At 38.2% G+C, this 26092-nt stretch carries 25 protein-coding genes; 17 read left to right on the top strand and 8 right to left on the bottom strand.

Annotation, left to right across the window (positions count from 1 at the left end; genetic code table 11):
- Positions 1 to 35: 35 nt before the first annotated feature.
- The 4 genes from PL9631_RS19010 (at position 36) to PL9631_RS19025 (ending at position 4222) form a co-directional block, all read left to right on the top strand.
- Positions 36 to 1301, top strand: a complete 1266-nt coding sequence (locus PL9631_RS19010; protein ID WP_083622727.1) for a HEAT repeat domain-containing protein — start codon at positions 36 to 38, stop codon at positions 1299 to 1301.
- A 184-nt stretch (positions 1302 to 1485) separates the two neighbouring features.
- Entirely contained in the window at positions 1486 to 2490 is a 1005-nt protein-coding gene (locus PL9631_RS19015) for a LysR family transcriptional regulator (protein ID WP_083622729.1), read from the top strand.
- A 53-nt stretch (positions 2491 to 2543) separates the two neighbouring features.
- Positions 2544 to 3638: an anthranilate phosphoribosyltransferase family protein gene (locus PL9631_RS19020; protein ID WP_083622731.1), complete on the top strand. Its 1095-nt coding sequence runs from the start codon at positions 2544 to 2546 to the stop codon at positions 3636 to 3638.
- Positions 3635 to 4222, top strand: a complete 588-nt coding sequence (locus PL9631_RS19025; protein ID WP_083622733.1) for a molybdenum cofactor guanylyltransferase — start codon at positions 3635 to 3637, stop codon at positions 4220 to 4222. Before PL9631_RS19020 ends, PL9631_RS19025 begins: the two co-directional genes overlap by 4 nt.
- Before the next feature lie 120 nt (positions 4223 to 4342).
- Here the strand turns inward: PL9631_RS19025 and PL9631_RS19030 are convergent, their stop codons facing one another.
- Positions 4343 to 4540, bottom strand: a complete 198-nt coding sequence (locus PL9631_RS19030) for a hypothetical protein (RefSeq protein WP_083622735.1) — start codon at positions 4538 to 4540, stop codon at positions 4343 to 4345.
- A 151-nt stretch (positions 4541 to 4691) separates the two neighbouring features.
- On the opposite strand from PL9631_RS19030, the gene PL9631_RS19035 reads away from it, so the two are divergent.
- Together PL9631_RS19035 and PL9631_RS19040 are read left to right on the top strand one after the other, a co-directional pair.
- Positions 4692 to 5033: a hypothetical protein gene (locus PL9631_RS19035; RefSeq protein WP_026788612.1), complete on the top strand. Its 342-nt coding sequence runs from the start codon at positions 4692 to 4694 to the stop codon at positions 5031 to 5033.
- Between the two features lie 304 nt (positions 5034 to 5337).
- Entirely contained in the window at positions 5338 to 6528 is a 1191-nt protein-coding gene (locus PL9631_RS19040) for a CapA family protein (RefSeq protein WP_083622737.1), read from the top strand.
- Here the strand turns inward: PL9631_RS19040 and PL9631_RS19045 are convergent.
- Positions 6500 to 7138, bottom strand: coding sequence for a class II aldolase/adducin family protein (locus PL9631_RS19045; protein ID WP_083622739.1), 639 nt, complete (start codon positions 7136 to 7138; stop codon positions 6500 to 6502). The two genes, PL9631_RS19040 and PL9631_RS19045, sit on opposite strands and share 29 nt — an antisense overlap.
- Positions 7139 to 7636: 498 nt before the next feature.
- On the opposite strand from PL9631_RS19045, the gene PL9631_RS19050 reads away from it, so the two are divergent.
- Entirely contained in the window at positions 7637 to 8857 is a 1221-nt protein-coding gene (locus tag PL9631_RS19050; protein WP_083622741.1) for a WecB/TagA/CpsF family glycosyltransferase, read from the top strand.
- A complete protein-coding gene (locus PL9631_RS19055) occupies positions 8838 to 9029 on the top strand; it encodes a hypothetical protein (RefSeq protein WP_156090632.1) in 192 nt (63 codons plus the stop codon). The genes PL9631_RS19050 and PL9631_RS19055 overlap by 20 nt, the downstream gene beginning before the upstream one ends.
- Here the strand turns inward: PL9631_RS19055 and cofH are convergent.
- Positions 8996 to 10144, bottom strand: a complete 1149-nt coding sequence (gene cofH, locus PL9631_RS19060; protein ID WP_083622743.1) for a 7,8-didemethyl-8-hydroxy-5-deazariboflavin synthase subunit CofH — start codon at positions 10142 to 10144, stop codon at positions 8996 to 8998. The two genes, PL9631_RS19055 and cofH, sit on opposite strands and share 34 nt — an antisense overlap.
- A gap of 125 nt (positions 10145 to 10269) precedes the next feature.
- Here cofH and PL9631_RS19065 point away from each other — a divergent pair, with 125 nt between their 5' ends.
- Positions 10270 to 11499, top strand: coding sequence for a tetratricopeptide repeat protein (locus tag PL9631_RS19065; RefSeq protein ID WP_083622745.1), 1230 nt, complete (start codon positions 10270 to 10272; stop codon positions 11497 to 11499).
- A 117-nt stretch (positions 11500 to 11616) separates the two neighbouring features.
- Here PL9631_RS19065 and tgt read toward each other — a convergent pair whose 3' ends face one another.
- Positions 11617 to 12777 (bottom strand): tRNA guanosine(34) transglycosylase Tgt, encoded by a 1161-nt coding sequence (gene tgt / locus PL9631_RS19070; RefSeq protein WP_083622747.1) that lies wholly within the window; start codon positions 12775 to 12777, stop codon positions 11617 to 11619.
- A 26-nt stretch (positions 12778 to 12803) separates the two neighbouring features.
- Entirely contained in the window at positions 12804 to 13256 is a 453-nt protein-coding gene (locus tag PL9631_RS19075; protein WP_083622748.1) for a hypothetical protein, read from the bottom strand.
- 381 nt (positions 13257 to 13637) lie between these two features.
- Here PL9631_RS19075 and cobS point away from each other — a divergent pair, with 381 nt between their 5' ends.
- Entirely contained in the window at positions 13638 to 14432 is a 795-nt protein-coding gene (gene cobS, locus PL9631_RS19080; protein WP_083622750.1) for an adenosylcobinamide-GDP ribazoletransferase, read from the top strand.
- Positions 14433 to 14652: 220 nt separating this feature from the next.
- Positions 14653 to 15486 carry a HEAT repeat domain-containing protein gene (locus tag PL9631_RS19085; RefSeq protein ID WP_083622752.1) on the top strand — a complete coding sequence of 278 codons (834 nt, stop codon included), beginning with the start codon at positions 14653 to 14655 and terminating at the stop codon, positions 15484 to 15486.
- A 140-nt stretch (positions 15487 to 15626) separates the two neighbouring features.
- On the opposite strand, the gene PL9631_RS19090 is transcribed toward PL9631_RS19085, so the two are convergent.
- Complete coding sequence (locus PL9631_RS19090) at positions 15627 to 16850, bottom strand: hypothetical protein (RefSeq protein ID WP_083622753.1); 1224 nt, start codon at positions 16848 to 16850, stop codon at positions 15627 to 15629.
- Between the two features lie 230 nt (positions 16851 to 17080).
- Here PL9631_RS19090 and PL9631_RS19095 point away from each other — a divergent pair, with 230 nt between their 5' ends.
- From PL9631_RS19095 to PL9631_RS19115, 5 genes are read left to right on the top strand one after another with little or no spacing between them, the layout of a single operon-like run.
- Complete coding sequence (locus PL9631_RS19095) at positions 17081 to 17722, top strand: Uma2 family endonuclease (protein WP_083622755.1); 642 nt, start codon at positions 17081 to 17083, stop codon at positions 17720 to 17722.
- Between the two features lie 60 nt (positions 17723 to 17782).
- Positions 17783 to 19909 carry a GNAT family N-acetyltransferase gene (locus tag PL9631_RS19100; protein ID WP_083622757.1) on the top strand — a complete coding sequence of 709 codons (2127 nt, stop codon included), beginning with the start codon at positions 17783 to 17785 and terminating at the stop codon, positions 19907 to 19909.
- A complete protein-coding gene (locus PL9631_RS19105) occupies positions 19909 to 20373 on the top strand; it encodes an ASCH domain-containing protein (RefSeq protein WP_083622758.1) in 465 nt (154 codons plus the stop codon). The genes PL9631_RS19100 and PL9631_RS19105 overlap by 1 nt, the downstream gene beginning before the upstream one ends.
- Positions 20374 to 20396: 23 nt before the next feature.
- Positions 20397 to 22019, top strand: a complete 1623-nt coding sequence (locus tag PL9631_RS19110; protein WP_083622760.1) for an McrB family protein — start codon at positions 20397 to 20399, stop codon at positions 22017 to 22019.
- Positions 22006 to 23196, top strand: coding sequence for an McrC family protein (locus tag PL9631_RS19115; protein ID WP_083622761.1), 1191 nt, complete (start codon positions 22006 to 22008; stop codon positions 23194 to 23196). The genes PL9631_RS19110 and PL9631_RS19115 overlap by 14 nt, the downstream gene beginning before the upstream one ends.
- Positions 23197 to 23250: 54 nt before the next feature.
- On the opposite strand, the gene PL9631_RS19120 is transcribed toward PL9631_RS19115, so the two are convergent.
- A complete protein-coding gene (locus PL9631_RS19120; RefSeq protein WP_083622763.1) occupies positions 23251 to 23970 on the bottom strand; it encodes a glycosyltransferase family 25 protein in 720 nt (239 codons plus the stop codon).
- A 282-nt stretch (positions 23971 to 24252) separates the two neighbouring features.
- On the opposite strand from PL9631_RS19120, the gene PL9631_RS19125 reads away from it, so the two are divergent.
- On the top strand, positions 24253 to 24645 hold the full coding sequence (locus PL9631_RS19125; protein ID WP_083622765.1) for a helix-turn-helix domain-containing protein: 393 nt from the start codon (positions 24253 to 24255) through the stop codon (positions 24643 to 24645).
- 2 nt (positions 24646 to 24647) lie between these two features.
- Here the strand turns inward: PL9631_RS19125 and mnmE are convergent, their stop codons facing one another.
- Positions 24648 to 26057, bottom strand: a complete 1410-nt coding sequence (gene mnmE / locus PL9631_RS19130; protein ID WP_083622767.1) for a tRNA uridine-5-carboxymethylaminomethyl(34) synthesis GTPase MnmE — start codon at positions 26055 to 26057, stop codon at positions 24648 to 24650.
- Between the last annotated feature and the right edge of the window lie 35 nt (positions 26058 to 26092).

The following is a 26092-nucleotide window of genomic DNA, read 5'->3' on the forward strand; positions in this document are numbered from 1 at the left end:
CAAAGAATCTTACCCATTACCGCTTTAAAAAAAATATGGACAACTTAGAGATTGATTTTTCAGAACAGGAACCCGAAGCATTATTAAATAATATTTTAACTCAGTTAGAACAGGGAGATTTTCAACAACGATGGGAAATTAGTAAGATTTTACCCGGTTTAGGCACAATTGCCCTAGAGCCACTGCTTAATATTTTACAAGATGAAACGGCTGATGTAGAAATGCGTTGGTTTGTAGCTCGAATTTTAGGAAATTTTAAATCAGAATTAATTATTGAACCTTTAATTAATCTACTGAAAAATTCTCAATCTGAACCAACAGAAGCAGAAATATCCCTTCAAGAAATTACTACAGTTACCTTAGCGGGTTTAGGAATTACCGCGATCGCACCTTTAACTGAATTATTAGAAAAACCCGATTCTAAATTGTTAGCAACCCAAACCCTAGCTCAAATTCGTCATTCTGAAACTATTACCCCTTTATTAACCGTTGTTGATGATCCAAATTCTCAAATTAGAGCGATCGCTATTGAAGCATTAGGCAGTTTTCATGATCCTAGAGTTATCCCGATTTTATTAGCAGGTTTAAATGATCCCGTTGCTGAGGTAAGAAAACAAGCCGTAACTGGATTAGGAGTGCGATTAGATTTATTAGAAAATATCAATTTAGTCGAAAAACTTAAACCCTTATTATGGGATATTCGACCCGAAGTTTGTCAACAAACTCAACTCGCATTAGCCCGTTTAAAAACCGATGAAGCCGCCACCGCATTATTTGAACAGGTACAATCTTCAAGTGTTCCCCTTTCCTTAAAAATAGATGGGGTTCGCGCCTTGGGATGGATTGAAACCTCAAAAAGTTTAGATTATTTACAGGAAATTCAATTCAATCTAAATTCCACCCCAGCAACAATAGAAGAAATTACCCTAATCCAAGAAATTATTCAGGGTATAGGACGGATTGAAACCGTAGATTTAAAAGAAAAAGCTACTCAAATTCTGACCGATTTCATTAATAGTAATCATCCCGCAATTTCTGATGATAAAATTAAACAATTGACTATATTTGGATTAGGAAAATTAGGATCAATAACTGCAATTCCTCCTTTAATTAACCTCTTGGTTGATCCTAATCCCTCGGTACGCTTCCATTGTATTTCAGCTTTAAAACAAATTGAACCAGAACAAACCTATCAACATTTACAAAATTTGTCCCAGCAAGAAAATATTAGTTCTGATATTAAACAGGCAGTTCTCATGGCTTTATCAGAAATTTGTAGGGGCGGGTTCATCGAGATTTAGGTGATTAACAAAGATCTAAAAGAACCCCCCCGTACCTGAAATCAGTCATCGGTTACCAGTTATCAGTGTAAATGATTAATGATAAATGTTTACCCATAACTTTTTACGGTCTACTGTTTACTGTTTACTGTTTACTAATGACTAATAACTGTTTACTGATGACGGATAACTGATAACTGTATTTATGCGTTTAGAGCAACTACAATCTTTTCTGTCCGTTGCTGAGACCGGAAGTTTTCAACAAGCAGCACGGAAATTGGGTCTGACTCAATCAACAATTAGTAGACAAGTCCAAGGACTAGAAGAAGAACTGGGTTTACCCTTGTTTCATCGCACGGCGCAAGTTAAATTAACAATTGGAGGTGAACGTTTTTGGCCCTATGCTCGCAAAATTTGCCAAACTTGGGAGAGTGCTAAAGAAGAACTAGCATCTTTATTAATGGGAAAACAACCGGAACTCTGTGTGGCGGTAATTCATTCGGTTTGTTCCTCCTATTTGCCTCCGGTTTTACAGAAGTTTTGTTATGCTTATCCAGAGGTTCAGTTAAGAGTAACCTCCCTGGGAAGTGATCGGGCTTTAAAAGTTCTTAAAGATGGATTAGTGGATATTGCTATTATTATGAATAATCGTTCTTTTACTGCTAGTGGAGAACTTTTAGTTGATCTTCTATATCAAGAATCCATTCAAGTATTAATGGCGAGTAACCATCCTTTAACAAAATATTCTCAAGTTCCTTGGGATGAATTAATTCGTTATCCCCAAGTTGTTTTTAAAGATGGTTATGGAATGCAGCGTTTAGTTCAGGAAAACTTTACTAAAGCCGGAGCAAAATTAAATGCCGTTTTAGAGTTAAATACATTAGATGGGTTTCGTGGAGTCATTCGTCAAGGAGAACTGATTGCTTTGTTACCCTATTCTGCCTTAATAGAAGCCCGAAGTGATACCAGTTTGGCTATTAGAGGGTTAGCACCCATAACCCTTAAACATCCTAAAAATTCTGCTTCATCCGAGTTGGTTTCTGGGGATATAGATACAAATTGGACTCGTGAAGTGGTAATTGTAACCACACCAGATCGAATGCAAATTCCTCCGATCGCCTATTTTTGGCAATTAGTTCATGATTGTATTCCCGCTCAAATTAATGGATCAATTAGTTCTTTAAATCCTCAAATGCCTTTGTTGAAATAACTTCAGCGTTGATTGCTATAGTGGTTGATCTGACAATTTAAAATTTTATAAACATGAGTGATCGATTTAGAGACTTACTTCGTCAAGTGGGCAGTGGTACCCATACCAGTGAAGCCTTAACTCGTTCTCAGGCCGCCGAAGCCATGAGATTAATGTTATTAGAAGCCGCAACTCCGGCTCAAATTGGTGCATTTTTGATCGCCCACCGTATCCGACGCCCGACGGGGGAAGAATTGGCTGGAATGTTAGATGCCTATGAAGAAATTGGCCCCCAACTTCAGTCTGTTACTCCGACGCCCTTTATATTGGGGTGTCCCTACGATGGTCGGTCTCGCACGGCTCCCATGGCTCCCCTAACGGCTTTAATTTTAGTCACCGCCGGAGTTCCGGTGATTTTACACGGGGGTCAGCGAATGCCCACGAAGGAGGGAATTCCTTTAATTGAAGTTTGGCAGGGGTTAGGGTTGGACTGGTCTAAATTATCATTAACACAAGTACAAAAGGTCTTGGCTGAATTGGGTTTAGGGTTTATCTATCTTCCCCAACATTTTTTAGCAGCAGAAAAATTAGTTACCTATCGTCGAGAAATTGGAAAACGTCCCCCCGTAGCAACGATGGAATTAATCTGGAAACCATATCTAGGGCAAGCAACGCTGGTTTGTGGGTATGTACATCCCCCAACAGAAACCATGTTTAGGGAGGCGTTTCGTTGGCGTGGGGAGACGGAATTTATTACGGTTAAAGGGTTAGAAGGCAGTTGTGATTTACCCCGCGATCGCACTTGTATTATTGGGCTACGTCAACCCAGTCAACCCACCCAAACCGAGCAAGCAAACCCAATACAACTCGATGATATTTATTTTGAACGATTATTATTACATCCCCGAGATTATGGATTTGAAGGTCGGGAAGTTCCTCTATCCTCAACTCCCATTTTAATTGAACAAATTCAAAGCGTTTTAACGGGTCAAAGTAGTGAATTTATGAAAGCCGCCCTGTGGAATGGAGGCTTCTATCTCTGGCGTTCTGGGGTTTGTCAAGATTTAGAATCGGGATTATCCATGGCTGAATCTCTACTCACAAAAGGGAAAGTTCAGGCTAAATTACGGGAACTTCAATATTACTTTTTGAATGGAGATTTAAAATGATCGACAAGGATCTTTCCATTGCCGCTTTAATTCTAGTTGGGGGTCAAAGTTCTCGCATGGGTGAGGATAAGGCTTTTGTTCTTTATGAAGGAAAACCCCTGCTTCAGCGTGTCTATGAAGTGGCGGCCGTCTGTAGCCGGAAAGTATATATTGCCACGCCTTGGCCAAAACGGTATGAAACCCTATTGACTGAGGATTACGAAGTAATATTAGAGAGGGAACCAAACCAAGGGCCATTAATCGCCCTATCCCAAGGATTATCCCAAATTCCCTTTGATTGGATTTGGTTATTAGCCTGTGATTTACCCCGATTAGAACCGTCTATCATTGAACATTGGCAAACCCGTTTAACTGTTGTTCCTGATAGTATTTTAGCCGTTATTCCTCAAAGTCAGTCCCGTTGGGAACCCCTATGTGGATTTTATCGCCGTTCCGCCTATGACCATTTACAAGGCTTTATGGCTCCCGGTGGCCGATCGTTTCAACGCTGGTTAAGTCTAATTCCTGTAGAAGCAATTGAGCTATCGGAAGCAGAATCAGAAATGTTATTAAATTGCAATAGACCAGATGACTTAAAACCTTAAAAAATAACTAAATTATTAATTAAATATTGTTATAGCAGGAAACACGGGGAAAAACTTCGGCGTAAGGTTTGCTGAAGTATCAATAAGATATCTCATTCGGTGGGGTTCACGTTCAGGTTGTTAGTTTTGAGGATGTCTAATAAACGAGTCGTCCTGAATACATCCGTAAAACTGTGAAAGCGGTGTTGCTTCTATTGGTTTAGGTAAGCTAGTTTGATAGACAATGATCACCTCGATATCCATATTCTGTACATCAGGTAAGCGAACTTTCAAAAAACCATCACTACCGATATGAGATTTTAACTTGATTCTGTGCATAATATGAAAACCTACCTACGTCTACTTGTGAATTTTTGCAAAATCCGATCTAAAGTCCCAAAAATCTGGGTAAGTTGTAAGTAAATTTACCATCCTAACCCGATTTACCTGCTATAACCAACAAATACTTAAAAATGGACAGGAGGAACCGATGGTATACACCTTTGATTTAGTGGGTGTTTCTCCCATTCTTGCCTTTTTTTATGAACAACAAGAATTAAACCAACAACCCGCCCCGGGCGTTGAATACTTGGGAAATCACAAGTGTACCCTCGATACTTTTATTGAGTCTGTACAGACGGTTTCTCCTCAACGGGGTTGGAATGTTGATCAAGTTGTCGATACGGTAATTCACTTCTGGATGAATAACGCCGACAGCATCCAATATTGGAAAACCCGCCTAGAAGACGCTGGACAACAAAATCTATTAGTCGCCAGAGTCGCCGATATCAAATTCCTGCGTAATACGTTTGAATCCTTACTGGAAAATTAACAAAAAAAAGCGATGCTGCTGGTCAAATCTGCGGTTGCATCGCTTTTTAATTATTCTAATTAATTTCCTCTGGATTAATACCGAGCGATCGCAAATATTTCGCTAATTTTTCAACCTATTTTTCAGCCTATTTTTTACCTGTTTTACCTCCTGTAAAGCTCATTGTAAGTGTTGAGAAATTTTAAAATAATTATTGCTAATTCGTAATTTCCTGCCATAGCATTATTTTTTCGATTTCATATAATTTATCCCTAGGGTAACAATTGCGGTAAAATTATTAAAATCTCAAGGTCAGCATAAACTTATGGCTATTAGTTTAAAAAGTCGATGGATTACTTTAATATTAACCAGCAGTTTTTTTATTTTAATTGGGGGATGTAACCGCAATACAAGCCCGATAGAAACATCAGAAGCCGTAGCTGAAATTACCGCCACCCCACCCCCTAAACCAAAACCTTATACAAAAGCAGCAGAATTAATTGCTGTAGGGGATATTATGATGCACGGTACGCAAATTAAATCCGGTTATAACCCGACCACAAAAACCTATAATTATGATAATTTCTTTAAAGAAGTCAAAGGAATTTTATCCTCGGGAGATTGGGTGATTGGTAACTTAGAAACAACTTTAGCAGGGCCGGAAACTGGATATACAGGATATCCTTTATTTAATGCCCCAGATTCTTTAGCAGATGCGATTAAAAAAGCCGGATTTAATATTATTTCAACGACTAATAATCATTCTTTAGATCGAGGAGAAAAAGGAGTTTTAAAAACCCTAGAAAATGTTAAAAAACGCGGTTTGATTCCTGTGGGGACGGCGGCCGATCCCGAAGCAGCCAACAAAATAGTTATGGTTGAAAAAAATAATATTTCTATGGCAATTTTAGGTTATAGTTATGGAACTAATGGTATCCCAATTCCCCCGGGCAAAAATTATTTAGTTTCATTAATAGATGCCAAAAAAATCACCCAAGATATCACTAAAGCCCGGGAATTAGGGGCAGATATAGTTACTGTGATTCTACATTTTGGTGCAGAATATAAACGTCAACCGAATACAGAACAAAAAACTTTAGTTAAACAGTTAGTTAATGCGGGGGCTGATATTATTTTAGGCAGTCATCCCCATGTTGTGCAACCCTATCAAATTTTTGAACAAACAGGAGAATCAGGAAAACCCAAAAAATCGATTGTAATTTATTCTATGGGGAATTTTATTTCTAATCAACGGGAAAAATATCGAGATTTGGGAGTTATTTTTAAAGTTAATATTGTTAAGCATTTCCCCGATGAAACCATTGAAATTAAAGGGATTGAAACTTTACCCACTTGGGTACATCGCTATAGTCAGAATGGGAAATATCAGTTTCGTGTTCTTCCCATAGAACAGATATTAAAATCTCGCAAAGATCCCTTATTATCCCCAGGAGATTATCGACAGTTAGAAAACGACCTAAATAATATTAATCTTCATCTGAAGTCTTTAAAATAGAAGAACCTAGGCTAAACTTATAATATTGCATTAGGATTTCCCCGGCTTCGTTTAAGTCTTTACCAAAGGTAAGAAGCCCATCTTCATGTCCAGCCATGACTAATATTTTTTGCTGACTTAAATTTTCTTCTTCAAATAATCTAAACATTTCTGCTGCCATGGCTGGGGTTCCATATTTAACTTGTTGACGGGTTGTGGGAATTTGATATAATAGACTTCGCCAAAGTTGGGGATGATGAACATGAATAATGGCATTAATATGGGGTTGAACACTATAAATTGCGGCATGGGTTAGGGATTCAGAGGAGGCTTGAATTGGCCCGCAACAGGTGAGATGATTTTGTTCAATATTAAAATCTGTAACAACCGTAAAATGTTCGGCTTCTAACTGAGCTAAATGTCCCGTTTGACTCCCAGAAATAATAAATTGTAGCGTACCTGAAATCCTAATACTGATATTTCCAAATCCAATCCCATTGTCATAAACTCCAATTAATCCTAATTGATGAATATAATTCCGCCACTGGATTAAGGATTGGAGCGATTCAAGATCAACCTTTTCCCCTAAAACCCATTCACAGGAATATTTGACTACGCCCTCATCAATCATTTTGAACCTCTGAGTTTCAACCCATCACTGAACTTTATTATTGTATCGATCAACGCTGCAATTGGTCAGACTCAACTCAGCTATTTTCAAAAAAATATTTCATTCTATAACAAAATTTTTAACTGGAGTGAGTTTTTACAAAATCTTTACAATTTTATGATAAAGTTTTATAAAAATATCTACCATTGTGGTCAGTTTATGTTCTAAAATGAAAATGATAAAATTCAAAGTCGCTTTCTTCTACTTAATATAACCCCGAGTAGTCACTGAGCATTTCTCGATTAGCTGGATCAAGGGTTGGTTCAGGGACTAAAGTTCGTTGTCCCAGTCCCGGCAGTTGGTGGCGGAATCGAAGAAATTTCCAAGAGTACACGACTCGATTATTTAACAATCAGGTGGTCGCAGATAGCGAGGCCGAATGTTGTGGTATAAGCTTAACTAAGCTGTCGCTTAATTAGGATCATCCCATTATTTTTTAGGACAGGACAGAGGAACCCTATGGATGACGAAATTAACATCCTTAATGTGCGTATTCATAACATTACCATCATCGAGCTTCTGAAACGACTCGGTTCCGAAGGGGGTACTGTTGTGACGCCGAATGTGGATCACTTGATGAAGTTGCAAAAAGATCCGGAATTCTACGAGATTTATAAGGGTTCAACCTACCGAGTTTGTGATAGTAAAATCCTAATTTATGCGTCTAAATTTTTAGGACAGCCCATCAAAGAAAAAATTTCAGGGTCTGATTTATTTCCAGCATTCTACGATTATTATAAAGATAATGAAGAAATGACCATCTTTTTGATGGGAGCCGCCGAAGGAGTAGCTAAACGCGCTCAGGAAAAAATTAATGCCAAAGTAGGCCGAGAAATGATTATCGAGTCCTATTCTCCTCCCTTTGGATTTGACAAAGATGAGGTAGAATGTCAACGGATCGTAACTCGAATTAACGAGTCTGGAGCCACCGTATTAGCCATTGGTGTCGGCGCGCCCAAACAAGAAAAATGGATTGCCAAATACCGAAATCAACTCAAAAATGTTAAAGTTTTTCTGGCTATTGGTGCAACCATTGACTTTGAAGCCGGAGAAAAAAAACGTTCTCCCCAATGGATGAGCGATTGGGGAATCGAATGGTTACACCGGCTATTTTCAGAACCCGGACGGATGTGGAAGCGGTATTTAATTGAGGATATTCCTTTTTTCTGGTTATTGCTCCTGCAAAAATTAAAACTGTATAACCCGCCGTTTTCCACGCGACAAGAATTTGTCAATTGGGAATCTCCCCTCCTAGGACAACTGCTCAATAAAGCGGGTTTATTATCTACTGAACAAGTGGATAAAATTTTAGGATTGCAACGGCAACAACCGCAAAAACGCTTTGGTGATTTTGTGGTTGAGTTGGGATGGTTGGAACGAGAAACAGTGGATTTTTTTGCTGAATTCCTTCCCGAATTAGCACTTTCTAAACATCGACATCCTTTAGGTCACTATCTCTATAAAGCTAAATTGTTAGATGAAGCCCAAATAGACTCAATCCTAGAACAACAGAACCAATTGAAGCTGCGATTTGGAGAAGTTGCGGTAATGAAAGGTTGGGTAAAACAGCAAACCCTTGATACGGTTTTGGATTACTTAACAGAAGAATTAAATGATGGTTTAACAGAAGAATTAAATCATGGTTTAACAGAAGAATTAAATGATACTTCTGCCGCCTGAAAATCAAGGTTTCTGTTTTGTCCTTTCGACTCGTCAAGATGATTTAATCTTCATCCGGGCGAGTCTTTTTTTTCAATTACGAATTACGAATTACGAATTACCCATTCCCATTACCCATTACCCATTACCCATTACCCATTACGAATTACCCATTACCCATTCCCTATTATAAACCGTATCCCGTTGTTGATGAGGACGCCCCAGGGAAGCGATCGCTTTTTTCAAGGTTTCAGGTTCCATGCAAGTGCCACCTTTAGCACCCGCCATGGTTGTAATATGTTCCTCCATTAAAGTACCCCCGATATCATTACAACCCCATCGCAGGGCTTCCGTCGCCCCTTCTAAGCCTAATTTCACCCAACTGGGTTGATGATTAGAGACCCAATTTCCCAGAAAAATTCGAGCCACGGCCGTTAATAACAAAGTATCGGCTAAAATCGGTTGATCCCGTCCCACCCGTCGCCGCAAAGGGGCTGGAGCCATTTCTCCCACAAACGGTAAAACAATAAATTCCGTAATTCTAGCGGGATAATTCTGGGCTTTTTGTTGTAGCGATCGCAACTGCTGTAAATGGTGCATTTGCTGTTGGGGTGTTTCAATATGACCCGATAACATCGTACTCGTGGTCGGAACCCCTAAACGATGGGCTGTTTCAACAATTTCTAACCAAGTGGCGGTATTGATTTTTTCAGGACAGATAATATTTCGGACTGAATCTGCTAAAATTTCCGCAGCCGTTCCCGGCATCGAACCCACTCCCCCATCTTTTAAAGCCATAATCACATCCGCGTAACTCAGATCATCTTCTCGGGCAATAAATTGGACTTCCTGGGGTGAAAATCCATGAAAATGCAGGTGAGGAAATTTAGTCTTAATGGCTTGGACTAAATTCAAATAATAGGGTAAGGATTTTCCTTTAATTTTCGCTTCTAGGTTTAATCCCCCCTGCATACAAATTTCCGTCGCCCCTCGGGTAACTGCATCGGCTGTTTTTTCCAAAATTTGCTCAATGTCTAACCAAAATGCTCCCTCGTCCCCCGCATCTCGACGAAATGCACAAAAACTGCAATGCTGTTCACAAATATTCGTAAAATTGATATTGCGATTAATAATATAGGTAACAGTCTCTCCGGCTTGTTGCGATCGCAAACTATCACTCACCACCCGAATATTTTCCAGAATAGCTGGATCAGTTTGTTCGAGCAAAATCACCCCATCCTCCGGGGATAAATCATCACCCGCTATAGCACGGTTAAGAATGGTATCAACAGTTAAATTTAGGAGCATTTTGATCAATATTAATATAGAGGTGAACCTAATTATGGGTGGGAGAGGAGAAACCACCGAAGATCAATCCTTTGCATTTCCCCTGTTTTTCCTGTCATATCCAGTGTTTATTCTTAAATCTTGCCATGAATAATTCGTTATTGTTTCAAAACCGGTTATTTTTATTAAAACCCCTGGGTATTTTAACGGCTAGTGCGAGAGTTTTGCCCGTTTCCCTCGGTTTAATCATCAGTTGGTTTTTGCTCCATACACCCCCTTTAAATTTTATCAGCCGACAATCAACAATAATTCTAGCTCAAACTCCAGAAAAACCCGATTCTAATGCTTTATTTCAAAGCGGAATTGATCAATTTCGTCAAGGGTTATTTCCTGAAGCCTTAGCCACATTTAAAAAGGTTTTGGAACAACAACAAAAACAAGGTAAACCTGAAGAAATTGCCGAAACCCTTACTTATATTGGAGAGGTTTATAGTAATTTAGGTAACGATACAGAAGCCTTAAAAGTCCTACAACAAGCTCTCACGTCCTATCGACAATTGAATCAACAAGCGGAAAACAAAAATCCCGAGTATCAAACAGGAATCAGTCGGAGTTTAAATTTAATCGGATTTTCCTATCGCAATCAAAACAAAATCTCAGAAGCCTTGAAACTTCATCAAGAAGCTTTACAAATTGCTCAATCTATTAATGACCGACCCAATATTGCCGAATCTTTACATAATTTAGCCTCTGATTATACCAGTTTAAAACAATATGATCAAGCCCTAAAATTCTATCAAGACGCCCGAAAAGTTCGGGAAGAAGTGGGAGATAAACGGGATCTCAGTCGCACTTTAAATAATTTAGGGGCGTTGTATTTAGTTCAAGGAGATACCCAAAAAGCCTTAGAAATTTATCAACAAGCTTTAGCCCTGCGGCGTCAAATTGGCGATCAAGCTGGAGTCGGGCGGCTATTAGGTAATATGGCGTTATTATATCGTCAATTAGGAGATGATACCCAGGCTTTAGTTTATTTGAAACAAGCGTCGGAATTCATGACTCGAATTGCGGATAATACTGGGGCGGCGAAAATTCATAATTTGATCGGAGAAATTCAGGAAAAATTAAAACAACCGGATCAGGCTTTAAGCTCCTATCAAAAAGCAATTGAACTGGCAAAATTAGCCAATGATCAAAATAATTTAACCGCCGCTTTGAATAATTTAGCAACGCTTTATTATGCTCAAGGGGAATATTCCCAAGCCCTACAAACCTGGAAAGAAGCCTTAGCCATTCTGGAAAAAACCGGAAATCAAAAAGCAGCCCAGGAAACCAAACTCAGAATCGAGGAATTAGAGAAAAAACAGGGGGGTTAAACTTTGTGTCTTTGTGTCTTTGTTGTTAAATTAAACCTTGCCGTTGTTAAGATACCAGTGTTTCTGTTAAAAATGTCAAAAACCACTGAAGAAGCCCGGTCGGGCTTACTACGGGGGTTAATGATCGGAACGTTTATCGATTTCGTCATCCTCTAAAGTGGCTTCCGCATCCGTTGAGGTGAGCCAAAATTGAAACTCATCGGCAAACCGATTATTTAAAATCGACTCTCGAATTCTTTGGGTAAACCGAATTAATTCGGTAACATTATGAATGGCAATTAGGGTATAACTCAAAACTTCCTTTGCCCGTACCAAATGACTCAGATAAGCCCGACTAAAATTTTGACAGGTATAACAGGGACAAGTGGCATCTAAGGGTTTATAGTCCTCCCGAAATTGAGCATTCTTTAAATTCCATCGTTCTCCTTGAACCAACGCCGCCCCGTGACGGCCCAAACGAGTGGGAATTACACAATCAAATAAATCCACCCCAGCCGCGATCGCTTGGGCCATTTCTCGATAGGTTCCGATTCCCATGAGATAACGGGGTTTATTAAACGGTAAAATGGGGGTTGTCACCTGCACAATCTTTTCAATTAAAGCCGAAGGTTCCCCCACACTCACCCCGCCAATGGCATAGCCAGGTAAATCAAATTCTACTAAATCTCGAGCCGCCTGTTGTCGTAAATCCGCATGAACGCCCCCCTGAACAATTCCAAATAACGCTTGGTCAGGCCGTTTATGAGCTTTAATACAGCGTTCTAACCAGCGTTTTGTTCGTTCCGTAGCCTTGACGACCGCCTCCCGCGTCGCCGGATAGGGGGGACATTCATCAAAGGCCATAATCACATCGGCCCCTAATTCGTTTTGAATTTGGATCGAAAGTTCTGGGGTAAAGTTAATCAGTCGTCCATCATGGGGGGAACGAAAGGTAACACCTTCTTCGGTAATGGTATTAATTTTACTTAAACTAAATACTTGAAACCCGCCGGAGTCCGTCAGCATTGGGCCATTCCAGCCCATAAACCGATGGAGTCCCCCCGCCCCGGCCACAATCTTTTCCCCGGGTTGTAAATGTAGGTGATAGGTATTGGATAATACCATCTGGGCGCCCGCATCCTTGAGATGTGCTGGAGTCAGAGTTTTGACATTGGCGAGGGTTCCCACGGGCATAAATCGTGGGGTTTCTACCCAACCATGGGGAGTATGAAATAAGCCGACACGGGCTTTAGTTTGACTACAGCACGCCTGAACTTCAAAGGAAAAAGGATGTGACATAAAACAATAGAAAACGGCTTAATTACTTAGAATGGGCAGTCTTCATCATCAAGGGGATTCTCCCAATTTGATGATAAAACTTGATCCATGACTGCATCAAGAGCCGCTGTATTAAAATTACGATTAAATTGTTCTTGTAAGGGATTTGTTAAGGGAATTAATCGTAATAATCTCCCTCCTTCTTGAACCAGATCAAAATAAGTTTCTTGCTCAGGAGATTGCTTTAGTTCTAAGTAATCGAAACTATAAACATTCAAATACAACGAATGATTGGCAACTAAAGTTGCCTGTTGTGGATTAGCAAAAACTTCTAGGATGTATCCTTCTGCTTCGCTGCATACTTGTCCGTCTTGAATATTCAAATAACGGACGCGACCCAAATCAACAAGCAGTTTTTGCATATCCCGCTTGTTAACAATGATCCCCGTATCAATAATGCAAGGAGCAGACACCCTGTAGTCTAATTGATCATAACTCATGGAACAAAAGCCTCAGATGTAATCTGTGAATTACAGAATGGCGATGATTCTGTTGAATGAAATTTGTAGTTTTGAAATTTTCCCATCCCGAGGTCTTGAGGAATAGCGAATAAAAACATCTGGCTGTACAGGTAGCTAACGACCCTACACCTGCTAATGGGTAAACCTTCAATCTCTTGTTCGTCTATTCCTTCTCTAATCTTTGATCATTGAAAGCAATCAAAAAGGATGGATTTGTTTTTGGATCGGTGATTTAACAACCCTGGGGTTGGTAAACTCTCCTCAAAGTGTTTTGACTTTTAGACAAAACCTGAGTTGTTATTTCAATTCTGGCATACCCTAGAAAATATTCATACATCTATGGCAATTTAATTTTTTACCATGTCAGAGGATTACTTTCGATCGCTCTCCCAATTTTTCCAGCGACAGGGAGCCGCCTTAGCCGCCGCGATCGCTTTTTATACCTGTTTTCCCATTCCCCTCTCTTGGACGTTGGAGTTTAGGGGCATCGCCCGTTTGGCTCCGGTAATTGGGATATTGATTGGGGGGATTTTAGGATTGATGGATGGGGGATTATCTCTTTTAGGGTGTCCGGTCTTGACTCGCTCGGTCTTAGTGATTGTCACCGGAATTGCAATAACCGGAGGATTGCATTTAGACGGGGCGATGGATGCGGCCGATGGTTTAGCGGTGGCTGACCCGAATCGACGCTTGGAAGTGATGGCGGATAGTGTTACGGGAGCTTTTGGGGTGATGGCTGCGATCACGATCGTTTTATTGAAGGTCGCGGCTTTAAGCGATATTACGGCTGACCGAGGATTAATTTTAATGGCCGTCGCGGGTTGGGGACGGTGGGGACAATTGGTGGCGATCGCCCGTTATCCCTATTTGAAAGCTACAGGAAAGGGAGCTTTTCATAAAGATACCCCCTATTCTTCCTGGGACTTAGTTCCGGGTGTACTAATACTTATGGCTTTAAGTGGGGTTTTAGTTATTCTCCATCCCCAACATTGGTTAGTGGCCGTGGGTCTGGCCTTGGGGGGAAGTGCGATCGCGATTTTAATTGGCGCTTGGTTTAACGCCCGTCTGGGGGGACACACCGGAGATACCTATGGGGCCGTGGTTGAATGGACAGAAGCCTTTTTATTAGTGTTAGTTGTGGCACTTCAGGGGTAGCAGGGGAGGCAGGGGAAGCAGGGGAAGCAGGGGAAGCAGGGGAGGCAGGGGGAGCGTCCTCGCACGAAGCGAATATAGGGTTTAAATGCTTAACAGCCTAGCAATCCCTAATAATCTAAAATAGGGTTAATTCATGAATTACCTACTGTCAGGGTCTGAATCCTATCCGAGATTACAACCGATTGAGTAGGATTACTATATTAACTTTTGAACTTGTATTATGAGTATTGAATCCTATAAACCTCCAGTCAGTCAGTTATTAAGCTATGGCGACTGTAATAAAATGAATTCGGGTCAGTGGCCTAACTATGTCGAAGAATTGGGTTTTGGGGAAGAACATATTAGTGAATTGATCCGAATGGCAACGGATGAAACTTTTTTCGAGATTGAGGAAGAAACAGACCGTTTAGACATCTGGGCTCCTGTTCATGCTTGGCGAACACTGGCACAACTAAAAGCAGAAGCGGCGATTGAAGGGTTAACTCCACTTCTGGGTTTTAATGATGATTGGGCTATGGGTGAATTACCAGAGGTTTATAGTTTAATTGGGCCCGCCGCAATTCCCTTTCTTATAGCCCATTTAGGTGACTCTGATGCAGAAATCTACTCTCGGGCGATCGCCATTGATGCTCTGGAAAAAATAGGTAATTCTTATCCAGATTTCCGTGATCAATGTGTTGCTATTCTAACGAAACAGTTAAGTAAGTTTACCGAACAACACCGAGATTTTAATGGAATGTTAGTTGGGGGTTTAGTAGATTTAAAAGCAGTAGAATCCGCAAGGGTGATTGAACGGGCTTTTGCAACTGATCGGGTCGAACCCTTTATGGTAGGAGATTGGTGGGATGTACAAGTGGAATTCGGTTTGAAATCAAAAGATGAAGTTCGCCCAGAATCTGAAAACAACTATTTCAGAAGTTTCCCTAACCGAATCGATATCTCAGAAGAAAGTTCGACCTCTAATTATAATCTTGGTAAGCTCGATCAGAAAACAAAAGCAAAACGAAAACAGGCGAAGGAATCTCGCAAGAAAAATCGGAAAAAACGTAAATAGGCAATGGGGAATTGGCAATAGGTAAAAGTTGCTAGATCGGTCTTTGTTCTAACCACTGTGTTGATCGCTATATCAGGACTTACGCAAATTTGGGGATGTAACCCTAGATGTAGGGGTAATTCACGAATTACCCCTACTATTTAGTTAGCTTCAATCCAAATTTTAATCCCTTCAATTCTTAACCCTTGACCCTTGGTGCCGCAGTATTGACCGTTGGTGCAGACGGGAACATCTCCTTTATTTTGGATGTGGGCGGTATAGAAGACCGTATAGTTAGGGGCTTGGGGGCCGATTAATTCAATGGCTAATCCTTCGATTTGTCGGTTTTTGCCCCGCTCTCCCACCAGTTGACCTTCGGGAGTTAAAGGTGTGTCCCCAATGGCTGCGATATGAGCCATATAGCGCAAACTTAAACCCGCAATAGCTGGATCAATATTAATTTGAAAGGCTTCTAAACGTCGTCCCTGTCCCCGAGTTCCGGCATATTCCCTGGCGGCAAAAGTGCGATCGCCCAATCCTTGTAAATGGACTAAAATCTTTAAATTAATATTAGAAAGACTGGCTTTTTCTTGAGCTTTACCTGCTAGGGGAGCATTGCCAAAAAAGATATTTTTACCATCAATTGTTGGTGGTAATTTCGTAACATCAATACTAGGAACAATAATTAATTCCGGGCCGCGAGATCCTTGAGGTTCATCTAAAATTACAATATCAGGAATTGCGGGTTTCGGAGCAGCAACAACAGATGGGGCGGCGACGGGAATGCTAAAATTAATTTTTCCTCGGGAAATTGCCACACCTAAAGATTTACCAAAGGCGCTTGTAATTTTTTCTTCTAAAATCGCCCATTGATTATCATCTAAACTCTCTTGTTTTTCGACTAAATTAACTAAGGCTACTAGGGGATGATTTCCTGTAGCTAAGGCTTCAGCCCCAGAATGCAGTTGATTTGTTTGTTGAGCAATTGCGGTTTGCAATTCCCGCGCCTGATTTTGAGCCGTTTGTAACGGGGGAAAATCTTTTTGTTCGTTGTGGGTTAGGGAGAGAACTCGCTCTAAAATTTGTAAGGCCTGTTGGTGCGTCTTTTGATGGGTTGGAGCCGGTTTTAGATTTTGCAATAAAGTCTCTAACTGTTGTGGGGAGGTGGCTTGGCTGGCCGTTGGTTGTCCTTGGCTGAGTAGGGTTTGTTGAATCTTGCTAAAGTCTTGGGAGTAAGCTATCAATTCATCGACTAAGGTTTTGGTTGCTGGAGTTCCTGCGGTTTTGAGTTTTTGTGCAGTTTCGGCCAGACGGTTGCCTAAATCGGGATAGCGTTGGGATAGGGCACTCAGTTGTTGTTTTAAGGTTTCGTGAGTCTGTTCCATAAATAATAATCCTCCTAGTTCAAAAAAAATGGGTCTAAAGCCCCTCGGTTATCCTTGGGCTTTTTGTTATTGATATTTATTGTATAATACCATCTAATTAAACTAAAATCGGGTAACATTTTATTATTATAAACTCCCTGAGCAGGGGTGAAAAAAATTATTTAACGGCGCTTGGTAAGTTATATTTGAATTTGTTAATATAAAAGCGATCGCTCATCAATGATACTGTTATGAGTCCTATTCAAACTCTACTCCCGACCGATACCTGGGTAACAGCAACTTGGGATGAATACTTGGCTGCATTGGATGATCCCATCTATTCTAATGCCAGAGGTTATTATTTTAATGGACGTATGAGGTTAGAAATGTCACCCCTAGGAAATCCCCATTCTCGTGATCACGCCACCATTATTGCCGTGCTGTATCTATTTGCAGCATTGCGGAATATTGATTTAGATGCTCATGACAACTGCACTTACCGTAAAACAGGGTTTGACGAAGCCCAACCCGATGCTTCTTTTTATATTGCTGACAATGCAGAAATCATTCCTTGGGAAACCACAATTATTGATTTAGATCAGTTTCCCGCGCCTGATTTAGTTATCGAAGTTGCCTATTCTTCTTTAGCAGATGATAAGGGCGAAAAAAGGTTACTTTATGAATCTTTAGGGGTGCAAGAATATTGGATTATTGATGTTCAAGCGGTTAAGGTAATAGCGTTTAAAGTTAAAAATCAAGGGAGTTATAGAATTAAAGAATCTCACGTTTTACCTGGGTTACAAATGGGGATATTAGAGGAAGCATTTCGTCGCAGTCGTCAAACCAATCATGGTAAAGTTAGTGCTTGGTTATTATCGCAATTTCAGGGTTAGTTATTGCAACTTTAACTAACCATACCAAAGGTAAATTAAAAATCAGAGGACAGTACCCCAATGAAAGATACAGATATCTATACTGAAATAATTGATCAAAATTCTCCTTATTTAGAGACTGTAATCAATTTAGGTGATGCCAATAATAAAACATTGGGGTTTTTTCCGAAAGGTGCATTTATTCAACACGCGGTTAAAAAAACTATTATTGTTGCTATTTCGCCCCAAAAAGAATGTATTGGTTATCTTTTATATGCTACTTCAAAAATATATAATCGAGTTACGATTGTTCATTTGTGTATTAGTGAAAATTGGCGAAAAAAAGGAATACCTGGACAATTAGTTAATCATTTAAAAAAAATCACTGATACTGATAAACAATATGAAGGTATCGGTTTAACTTGTCGCAGAGACTTCAATTTAGATCACTTTTGGCAAAAGTTAGGTTTCCTCCCTCGGTTTGATAAAGCTGCGAAAACAGAAGGAAAAGAAAACACATATTGGTGGCTTGATTACGGACATCCTAATTTACTATCAATACTAAACGAAACCAATAGAGAATCTAAATTATCTGTTGTTATAGATGCACCAATCTTTTTTGAAATAGCGGAAGAACAAGATAATCCAGAAAATAAAGATTCAAAATCTCTTATGTCAGATTGGTTGCAATCAGAAGTAGATTTGTCTTTAGTTGATGAAATTAGTAATCAAATAAATAATATTACTAATTCAGAACAAAGAAAAAAATTGATGACTTTTCGTACACATTTTAGTTTACTGGATATCGGCAAAAAAAATAATGGCAATCAAAATGAATTAGCCATTTTTTTAAAAAGCAAAAATATTGATTTAGATAACTATAATTTCCGTTATCTTCAAAAGATATTGGATTCTGAAACTTATATTTTTGTCACCCAAAATCAACAAATATTAAAATTTAAAGATGAATTTTATGATCAATTTAAACTCTCTATTCTTTCTCCTTTAGAGTTAATTATTCAAATTAATGATATTGCAAGCAAAACAGGGTATCAACCTATTCGTATGGCAGGGATGTCAATTACAAAAATTCCTGTTCAGTGGGGAGAAATAGATTTACAAACAATATTTTTATCAAAAGCAAACAAGGAAAAGAAAGCAGAGTTTATCCAAAAAATCAAGAGATTTTTGACAGATAAAGATAAATTTGAATGCTGGAATATTTTAGAAAACTCTGATAAAATTGCTGTATTAGTATATGACAAACATAAATCAGATGAACTAGAAATACCTATAATCAGAGTCCTTGATGATAACCCTATTGCTGATACTATTATTAGCCATTTGATTTACAATTCTATCCTTGATAGCCTTAAAGAAGGGCGGAATTTTACAAGAATTACAGATCCTTGCTTATCCGAAAAAACTACTAAAGCTATTAAAAAAGATTCTACTTTTATACAAGTCTCTAACGGTTGGTTAAGAGCCAACCTATTTATAGCTGATACTGCTTTACAGTTATCTAATGACTTAAATATGATTGCTCAACAATCTTCTAAAGATTATGATTTCTGTACTAAAATCTCAAATTTACTATCTAATGACGAAAATTTGAAAGAAAAAAAAACAATGTGGGACATAGAAAAAATGATTTTTCCAGCTAAAATTATTGATGCTGACATTCGTACATTTATTATTCCTATTCAACCGAAATGGGCGGAAAATTTATTTGATTATAATTTAGCAAATCAAACTTTGTTTGGTGCTAGTAAAATTGATATAGCTCTCAATACAGAAGCAGTTTATTATAAATCTAAATCTGCTCCTAAAACTCTTAAACCAGGAGTTTCAGGAAGAATTATATGGTATGTAAGTAAAGATAAACGCTATCAGGATACAAGCTGTATTCGTGCGGTATCTCGTCTTGATGAAGTATTAGTAGGAAAACCTCAAGAACTATTTCGTAGATTTCAAAATTTAGGTATATATCAATGGAATGACGTCTTAGGTGTAGCTGACGGAGATCCTGAAAAAGAAATTATGGCAATTAAATTTAGTCACACTGAACTACTGAAATTACCTATTCCATTAAATGAGGTTCAAGAAGTTTTAGAGAATAAATTTACAATGCAGTCTGCGTACTATGTTCCCAAGGAAAAATTTGCTATACTATATTGCCTAGGAAATCAATTAAACACTAAAGAATAATGCCCAATAATATATTGCTACTTTCAATAAAGCCAGAATATGCTGAGAAAATTTTAGCAGGTAAAAAAACCGTAGAACTGCGCCGAGTTCGTACTCGTCTTGAAGCGGGAGATTTAGTTTTGGTATATGTTACATCCCCTCAGCAAATTTTAGTTGCTTCTTTAGAAGTAGAACGGGTAATTACAGAAAATTTACCTCAAAAAAAGAAAGATTTCTGGGAAAAGGTCAAAGATAAAGCTGGTATTACCTATCAAGATTTTCAACGTTATTATCAAGGTGCATCATTAGGTGTTGCCATATTTTTTAATAATAAAAATATTTTTAATAACCCTATTAAGTTAACCACACTTAAAAAAAAGTTGCCTGCAATTAATCCGCCTCAAAGTTATCGTTATATCACAGATCATGAGTTTAAAGTAATTACTAAACTCGCAGAGAAAACCATATTAAAAGCAAAAAACTGACCTCAATCAAATTCAAACTAAATATGAGTAATATTCAAAGTAAATTTACTGAATTATTTTTAGAATTTATAGACTCCTATCCTTATTCTGGGGATGGTTTGCGACACATAGCAGCATACGACCAACAGCGTCAACAAGGTTGTAGAAATTTTAAAGGGATTATTGCTGCGGCTAATGCGGGAGAAGATGTAACTGATTCTATATTATTACAACTACTTCCCTATACTGATTCTCCAGCTAACCAAAAAAGAGGAGGATGGATACATATTGCACCTGTGCTTGCTACAGATGTTAGAAATAAATATGAGGCTGCAAAATGGACAAAATCAGAAGAATGGCCTGATATTGCTCAAGCAATTCTTAATTTTGTTCGTTGTTGTAATGATGACCCAAATAAACTTATTGATGCTTGCAATAATTTCTCTAATTTACCTTACTCTAAAGGGTTTCAGTCTGGGATAATTTCCCCAATTCTGAATGCACTTCGACCCGATAATTTTATTTTGATTAATAAGAAATCAAGAATCGTTATTAACTATTTTGCTCAAACTTCTTATACTCAGCAGTTAATTGATTATCCAGATATTAATAACACGGGAATACAACTTATTAAAAATCTGGCTCCCGAAATGCGTCAGCCTGGTAGACCTGCTTTACGAGATGATGATCTGTTTGATATGTTTTCTCATTGGTTGGTAGCTGTTAAAAAATATCATTTTAATTCTATTAACCCCTCATTATTGAATGAAATTATGACTGATATTAAATCAGATATTGAAGAACAAAACTTACAACCAGAATATACTTTAGATCAATGTTCTGAAGAAACAGGAATTGATGAAATTGAACTTATCAGATGGGTAAACAATATTAACCGCAAAGGACAAGTTATTTTACAAGGGCCACCCGGAACTGGAAAAACCTTTATTGCCCAAAAATTAGCTGAACATTTTATTACGGGTAGAGATGGTTTTTCAGAAATCATTCAATTTCATCCCTCCTATAGTTATGAAGATTTTATTCAAGGAATACGTCCTCGGAGTAAAAACGGACAATTAACTTATGATTTAGTTCCCGGTCGGTTTTTAGAATTTTGTAAAAAAGCAGAATCTTATGATGATATTTGTATTTTGATTATTGATGAAATTAATCGAGCAAATTTATCGAATGTGTTTGGGGAGTTAATGTATTTATTAGAATATCGAGAGGAAAAAATTAATTTAGCGGGTAGTAATGAATCTTTTAAGATTCCTGGAAATGTTAGAATTATTGGAACTATGAACACAGCAGATCGTTCTATTGCGTTAGTTGATCATGCTTTACGTCGTCGTTTTGCTTTTATTAAAATTTCTCCAAATTATAATATTTTAAAACGTTATGATCAAGACGAGGAAATCAACTTTTCGATAGATCAACTTATTCAAGTTCTTCAAGATATCAATAAAATGATTAATGATCCGAATTATGAAATTGGGATATCCTTCTTTATGATATGGAAGATTGAGGATAATCTTCAAGATATCTGGGAAATGGAAATCGAACCCTATTTAGAAGAATATTTTTATAATGCACTGGATAAAATAGAGGAATTTCGGTGGAATAAAGTTAAAATTAAACTGGGTTTAAATACTGATGAAAATAATTGAACTGATAGAATATAAACCCAAATTCTTTAAACTAGAGGAATTAGAAGAAGCGATCGCAGATCTCATCTGTCGTAATTATTCTACATATATTGAGATTGAGTATCCATCCCCGAAAACCCACAAACAATATAAACTTACCGCTAAAAGTTATGTGGGTTTCATTCCGTTAACGGCTGATATTCAGATTTTCCTAAAACCTAAAGTTCCCATTGCTAATTTATTTAGGATGTTGGAATATACTTATGATCTCAAAAGTTTTCAACTCCTAGACGGATCTGTTCATTGTGAAACTATTCCAGAATTTTATAATCGATTAGCTGATATTTTAACACAAAAAATATTAGCTCAAAGTCGCAAAGGATTTTATCGAACTTATCTTAAAAATACTGAACTTTTACCTTATGTTCGGGGAAAGGTTGATTTTAAATATCAATTTAAACATCCTGGGACAGTTAAACTCAATTGCCAATATAATCAGTATACGGCTGATATTGAAGATAATCAAATCTTGTTATGGACATTATATATTATTGGTCGCAGTGGGTTATGTTCAGAACAGCTATCAACAACCGTTAGAAAAGCCTATCATACCTTACAAGGTTTAGCAACTCAACGACCGTTTAAGGGGGATGATTGTATTAATCGATCTTATAATAGATTGAATCAAGATTATCAGACTTTACACAGTTTATGTCGATTTTTTTTAGATCATTGTGGGGTAGCGCATCAAGTCGGAAATTATCAGATGTTTCCTTTTTTAGTTAAAACTGATATACTCTATGAACGCTTTGTTGATGCTTGGTTAAAGTTTCATCTTCCCGCTAATTTTGAAATTAAAGCTCAAGAAATTGTTAATTCATATAAAATTGTAGAATCTAAGATTGATTTAGTTATTTATGATAAAAATACAAAGCAAGTTAGCTTTATTCTCGATACTAAATATAAAATTCCTGATTCCAAACCGTCAAACTCAGATATTTATCAAGCGATCGCCTATGCTACTTTAAAAAATAGTCAAAATGCTATTTTAGTTTATCCAAAACCTTTAAATCAACCTCTAAATGGTCTATTTCCTAATAGTTCAATCCGTTTACAGAATCTGACCTTTTCCTTAGAAGATGATTTAGAACAGTCGGGTCAAAGGTTTTTAAAAGCATTGTTAAATAACATAATTTAGTAAAATAATTCATAAAATGCAACCTGAAGGGGTGACAACCCCGCCAGGTTATTTTTAGTTTTTCAACCGATTTCTAACTTTTCTAAGACTATTAGCAATTTTTCGGATAGGAGTGATGCGGTCAAACCATTTAGGAGTAATATCGCTTGATGATCCTCTTTGCAATCCCATACTAGGAGTAGTAACGATAGTGATTAAATCTGGGTTTTGTTTTCGGAAAGTTGAAAGAATTCCGTCTATCTGCATCGGCCCGCCATCAGGATGTCCTGCGGGTCTTTTTTGTACTTCCTCAAAAAATTTCACTAATGGCTCTAAAATTTCGCCATTTACCCCATAAAAATGGGTCGTTCGTATGTCCCCCACCCAAGGTTTTAAACTAACCACTGGCTCGGTTTTAATCTCTATATCCTTGTCAAGAAAATGACCAAAATAAACTAACGCCCAATCTATTTCTTGCAGTTGCTCAAGTAGTCTAGCTTCGTTTTCCTTGAAATATTTGGATACGGCTAAGTCATCTTCCACAATTAAAACTCGGTTAAATTGGCGTTCTTTTGCTTGCTTCAAGATATTATAGTGACTTAAAACACAGCCCCTGGCTCCGATACTAGGAAAAGATTCTGCACTTTCTGGTCTGATAGCGGGAAAGATTTCAACTTTTTCGGATGTGAGGGGCATATTCATCTCGATCAATTCCCTCTTGATTTGCTCTAGTCTATCCTTTCTTTCCGGTAGGTTAATTACATAAACATGATCAAAAAAATCGATGAGTTGCATAGATATAATCCCATTTTATAATTGATCTTTTTTTTAACTTGCATCAAAGTAATTACCATAGCAAATTTTAGGAGCGATCGCCACTATTTCCTAGGGATTACGCCCAAACCCCGCAAAGAATTGGGTTGACTGAGTTGACATGGAGCCGTTTTTGTTATTCCTCCCACGAGTAATTGAGATTCTTCCACCCCATCACCAGTTCCGGCGCGAGCCTGTATCAATCTATGCTATGATATTGCACGATAGAATCAAACCTATTGAACCAGACAAAATGACAAATTAATGCACGTTATCAGTCGAAAAAAGTTACAAGAATTCTGTAAAACTCATGTTATCAAGACAGAGGCAGAAAATGACCAATTTTTAACGATTGTAGAAGAATTGTTAGCTTGTCCTAGTCTAACTCCTGAACAGGAGATATTACTAGAACTTTTAGTTAAATTAATTGAAGATTTTGAAGAAAAATATTATGGGTTGAATGCTTCAACTCCACAGTCGCGGTTACTTCATTTAATGGAAGCTCAAGGGGTTTTGGAGGATGATTTAATTTTAATGTTTGGATCAAAGGATAACTTAGAAGAAGTTTTGAATCAACAACAGAATATTACTTTAAATCAAGCGATCGCATTAGGTAATTTGTTTCATGTCGATTCTAGTTTATTCCTGTCAAATTAAGATTATTTCCCAATACAAAAACGGCTAAAAATTCGATCTAAAACCGATTCTGTGACTTCTTCTCCCGTGACTTCCCCTAACGCCTGAATTGCACCTCGGAGATCAATTGTCCAGAAATCAAAGGGAAGTTGATCATTAATGGTTGTTTCCACCTGTTCCAAACAAACTTTAGCACGGGTTAACGCAGCGGCTTGACGTTGGTTAATCGCAAACTCTAAATTAGCAGCTTGAATATTTCCTCCGTAAACTGAATTTAATATCGCTATTTCCAACTCTGGAATACCTAGATTTAAAGCAGCAGCCATTTGAACAATCGCCATATTTTCTATATTTAAAGTTTGAATAACTGTTGTTTTTAAAACCTCTAATTCATCTGATTTAACTCGATCTATTTTATTAATTATAACAATAAAATGACGATGGTTGATCTGTTGATAAATCTCTAAATCGGCTTCAGTTAAACCTACAACAGCATCTAAGGTTAATAACACCAAATCGGCAGATTGGGCGGCTTGATGCGATCGCTCAATGCCAATTTTTTCCACCTGATCTTCCGAGTGACGAATTCCCGCCGTATCTAATACTTGAATCGGGATTCCTCCGACAACTAATTGTGATTCTACCACATCGCGAGTGGTTCCCGGTAAGTCCGTAACAATAGCGCGATCGCTCCGACTCCAAGCATTCAATAAACTCGATTTTCCCACATTCGGACGACCAACAATTGCAACTTTTAACCCGGTTCTTAATAGTTCTCCCGTGTCCGCAGTTGCTAAAAATTGCGATAATTGTTCTAAAACTTGATGAATTTGAGCGATAATTTCTGACTCATTTAAGGGCGGTAAATCTTCCTCAAAATCAACTCTGGCTTCAATTTCAGCTAAAATATCTAAACAGGTTGCCCGTAATTCTCGAATCGGATTGGCTAATTTTCCTTGTAATCCTGCTAAAGCTGTTTGTGCCGCTGCAATTGATTGAGATCCGACTAATTCCGCTACACTTTCGGCTTGAGTTAAATCTAATCTGCCATTTAAAAAAGCCCGCAGGGTAAATTCTCCCGGTTGTGCTAACCTTGCCCCTAATTCTATACACAATTGCAACACCTGTTGAACCGCAATTATCCCCCCATGACAGTGAAATTCCACCACATCTTCCCGGGTATAGGAACGGGGAGATAACATTAATAATAACAACACTTCATCAATAGTTTTTTTTGTTTGGGGATGGCGAATATAGCCATATAAAATTCGGTGACTTTCCCAAGTTTGGCGTCCGGGAGGATAAAATAACTGTTGAGCAATCGATTGAGCTTCACCCCCCGACATCCGCACAATTCCCACACTTCCCTGTTGCGGTACAATGGCAGTGGCGATCGCCACAATTGTTCCCCCAGTTCCCAAAAATTCAGCCATTTTTTCCTATTATTATAAAAAAGTTCCTTCGTTGT

The organism is Planktothrix paucivesiculata PCC 9631, assembly GCF_900009265.2.
GTDB lineage: Bacteria > Cyanobacteriota > Cyanobacteriia > Cyanobacteriales > Microcoleaceae > Planktothrix > Planktothrix paucivesiculata.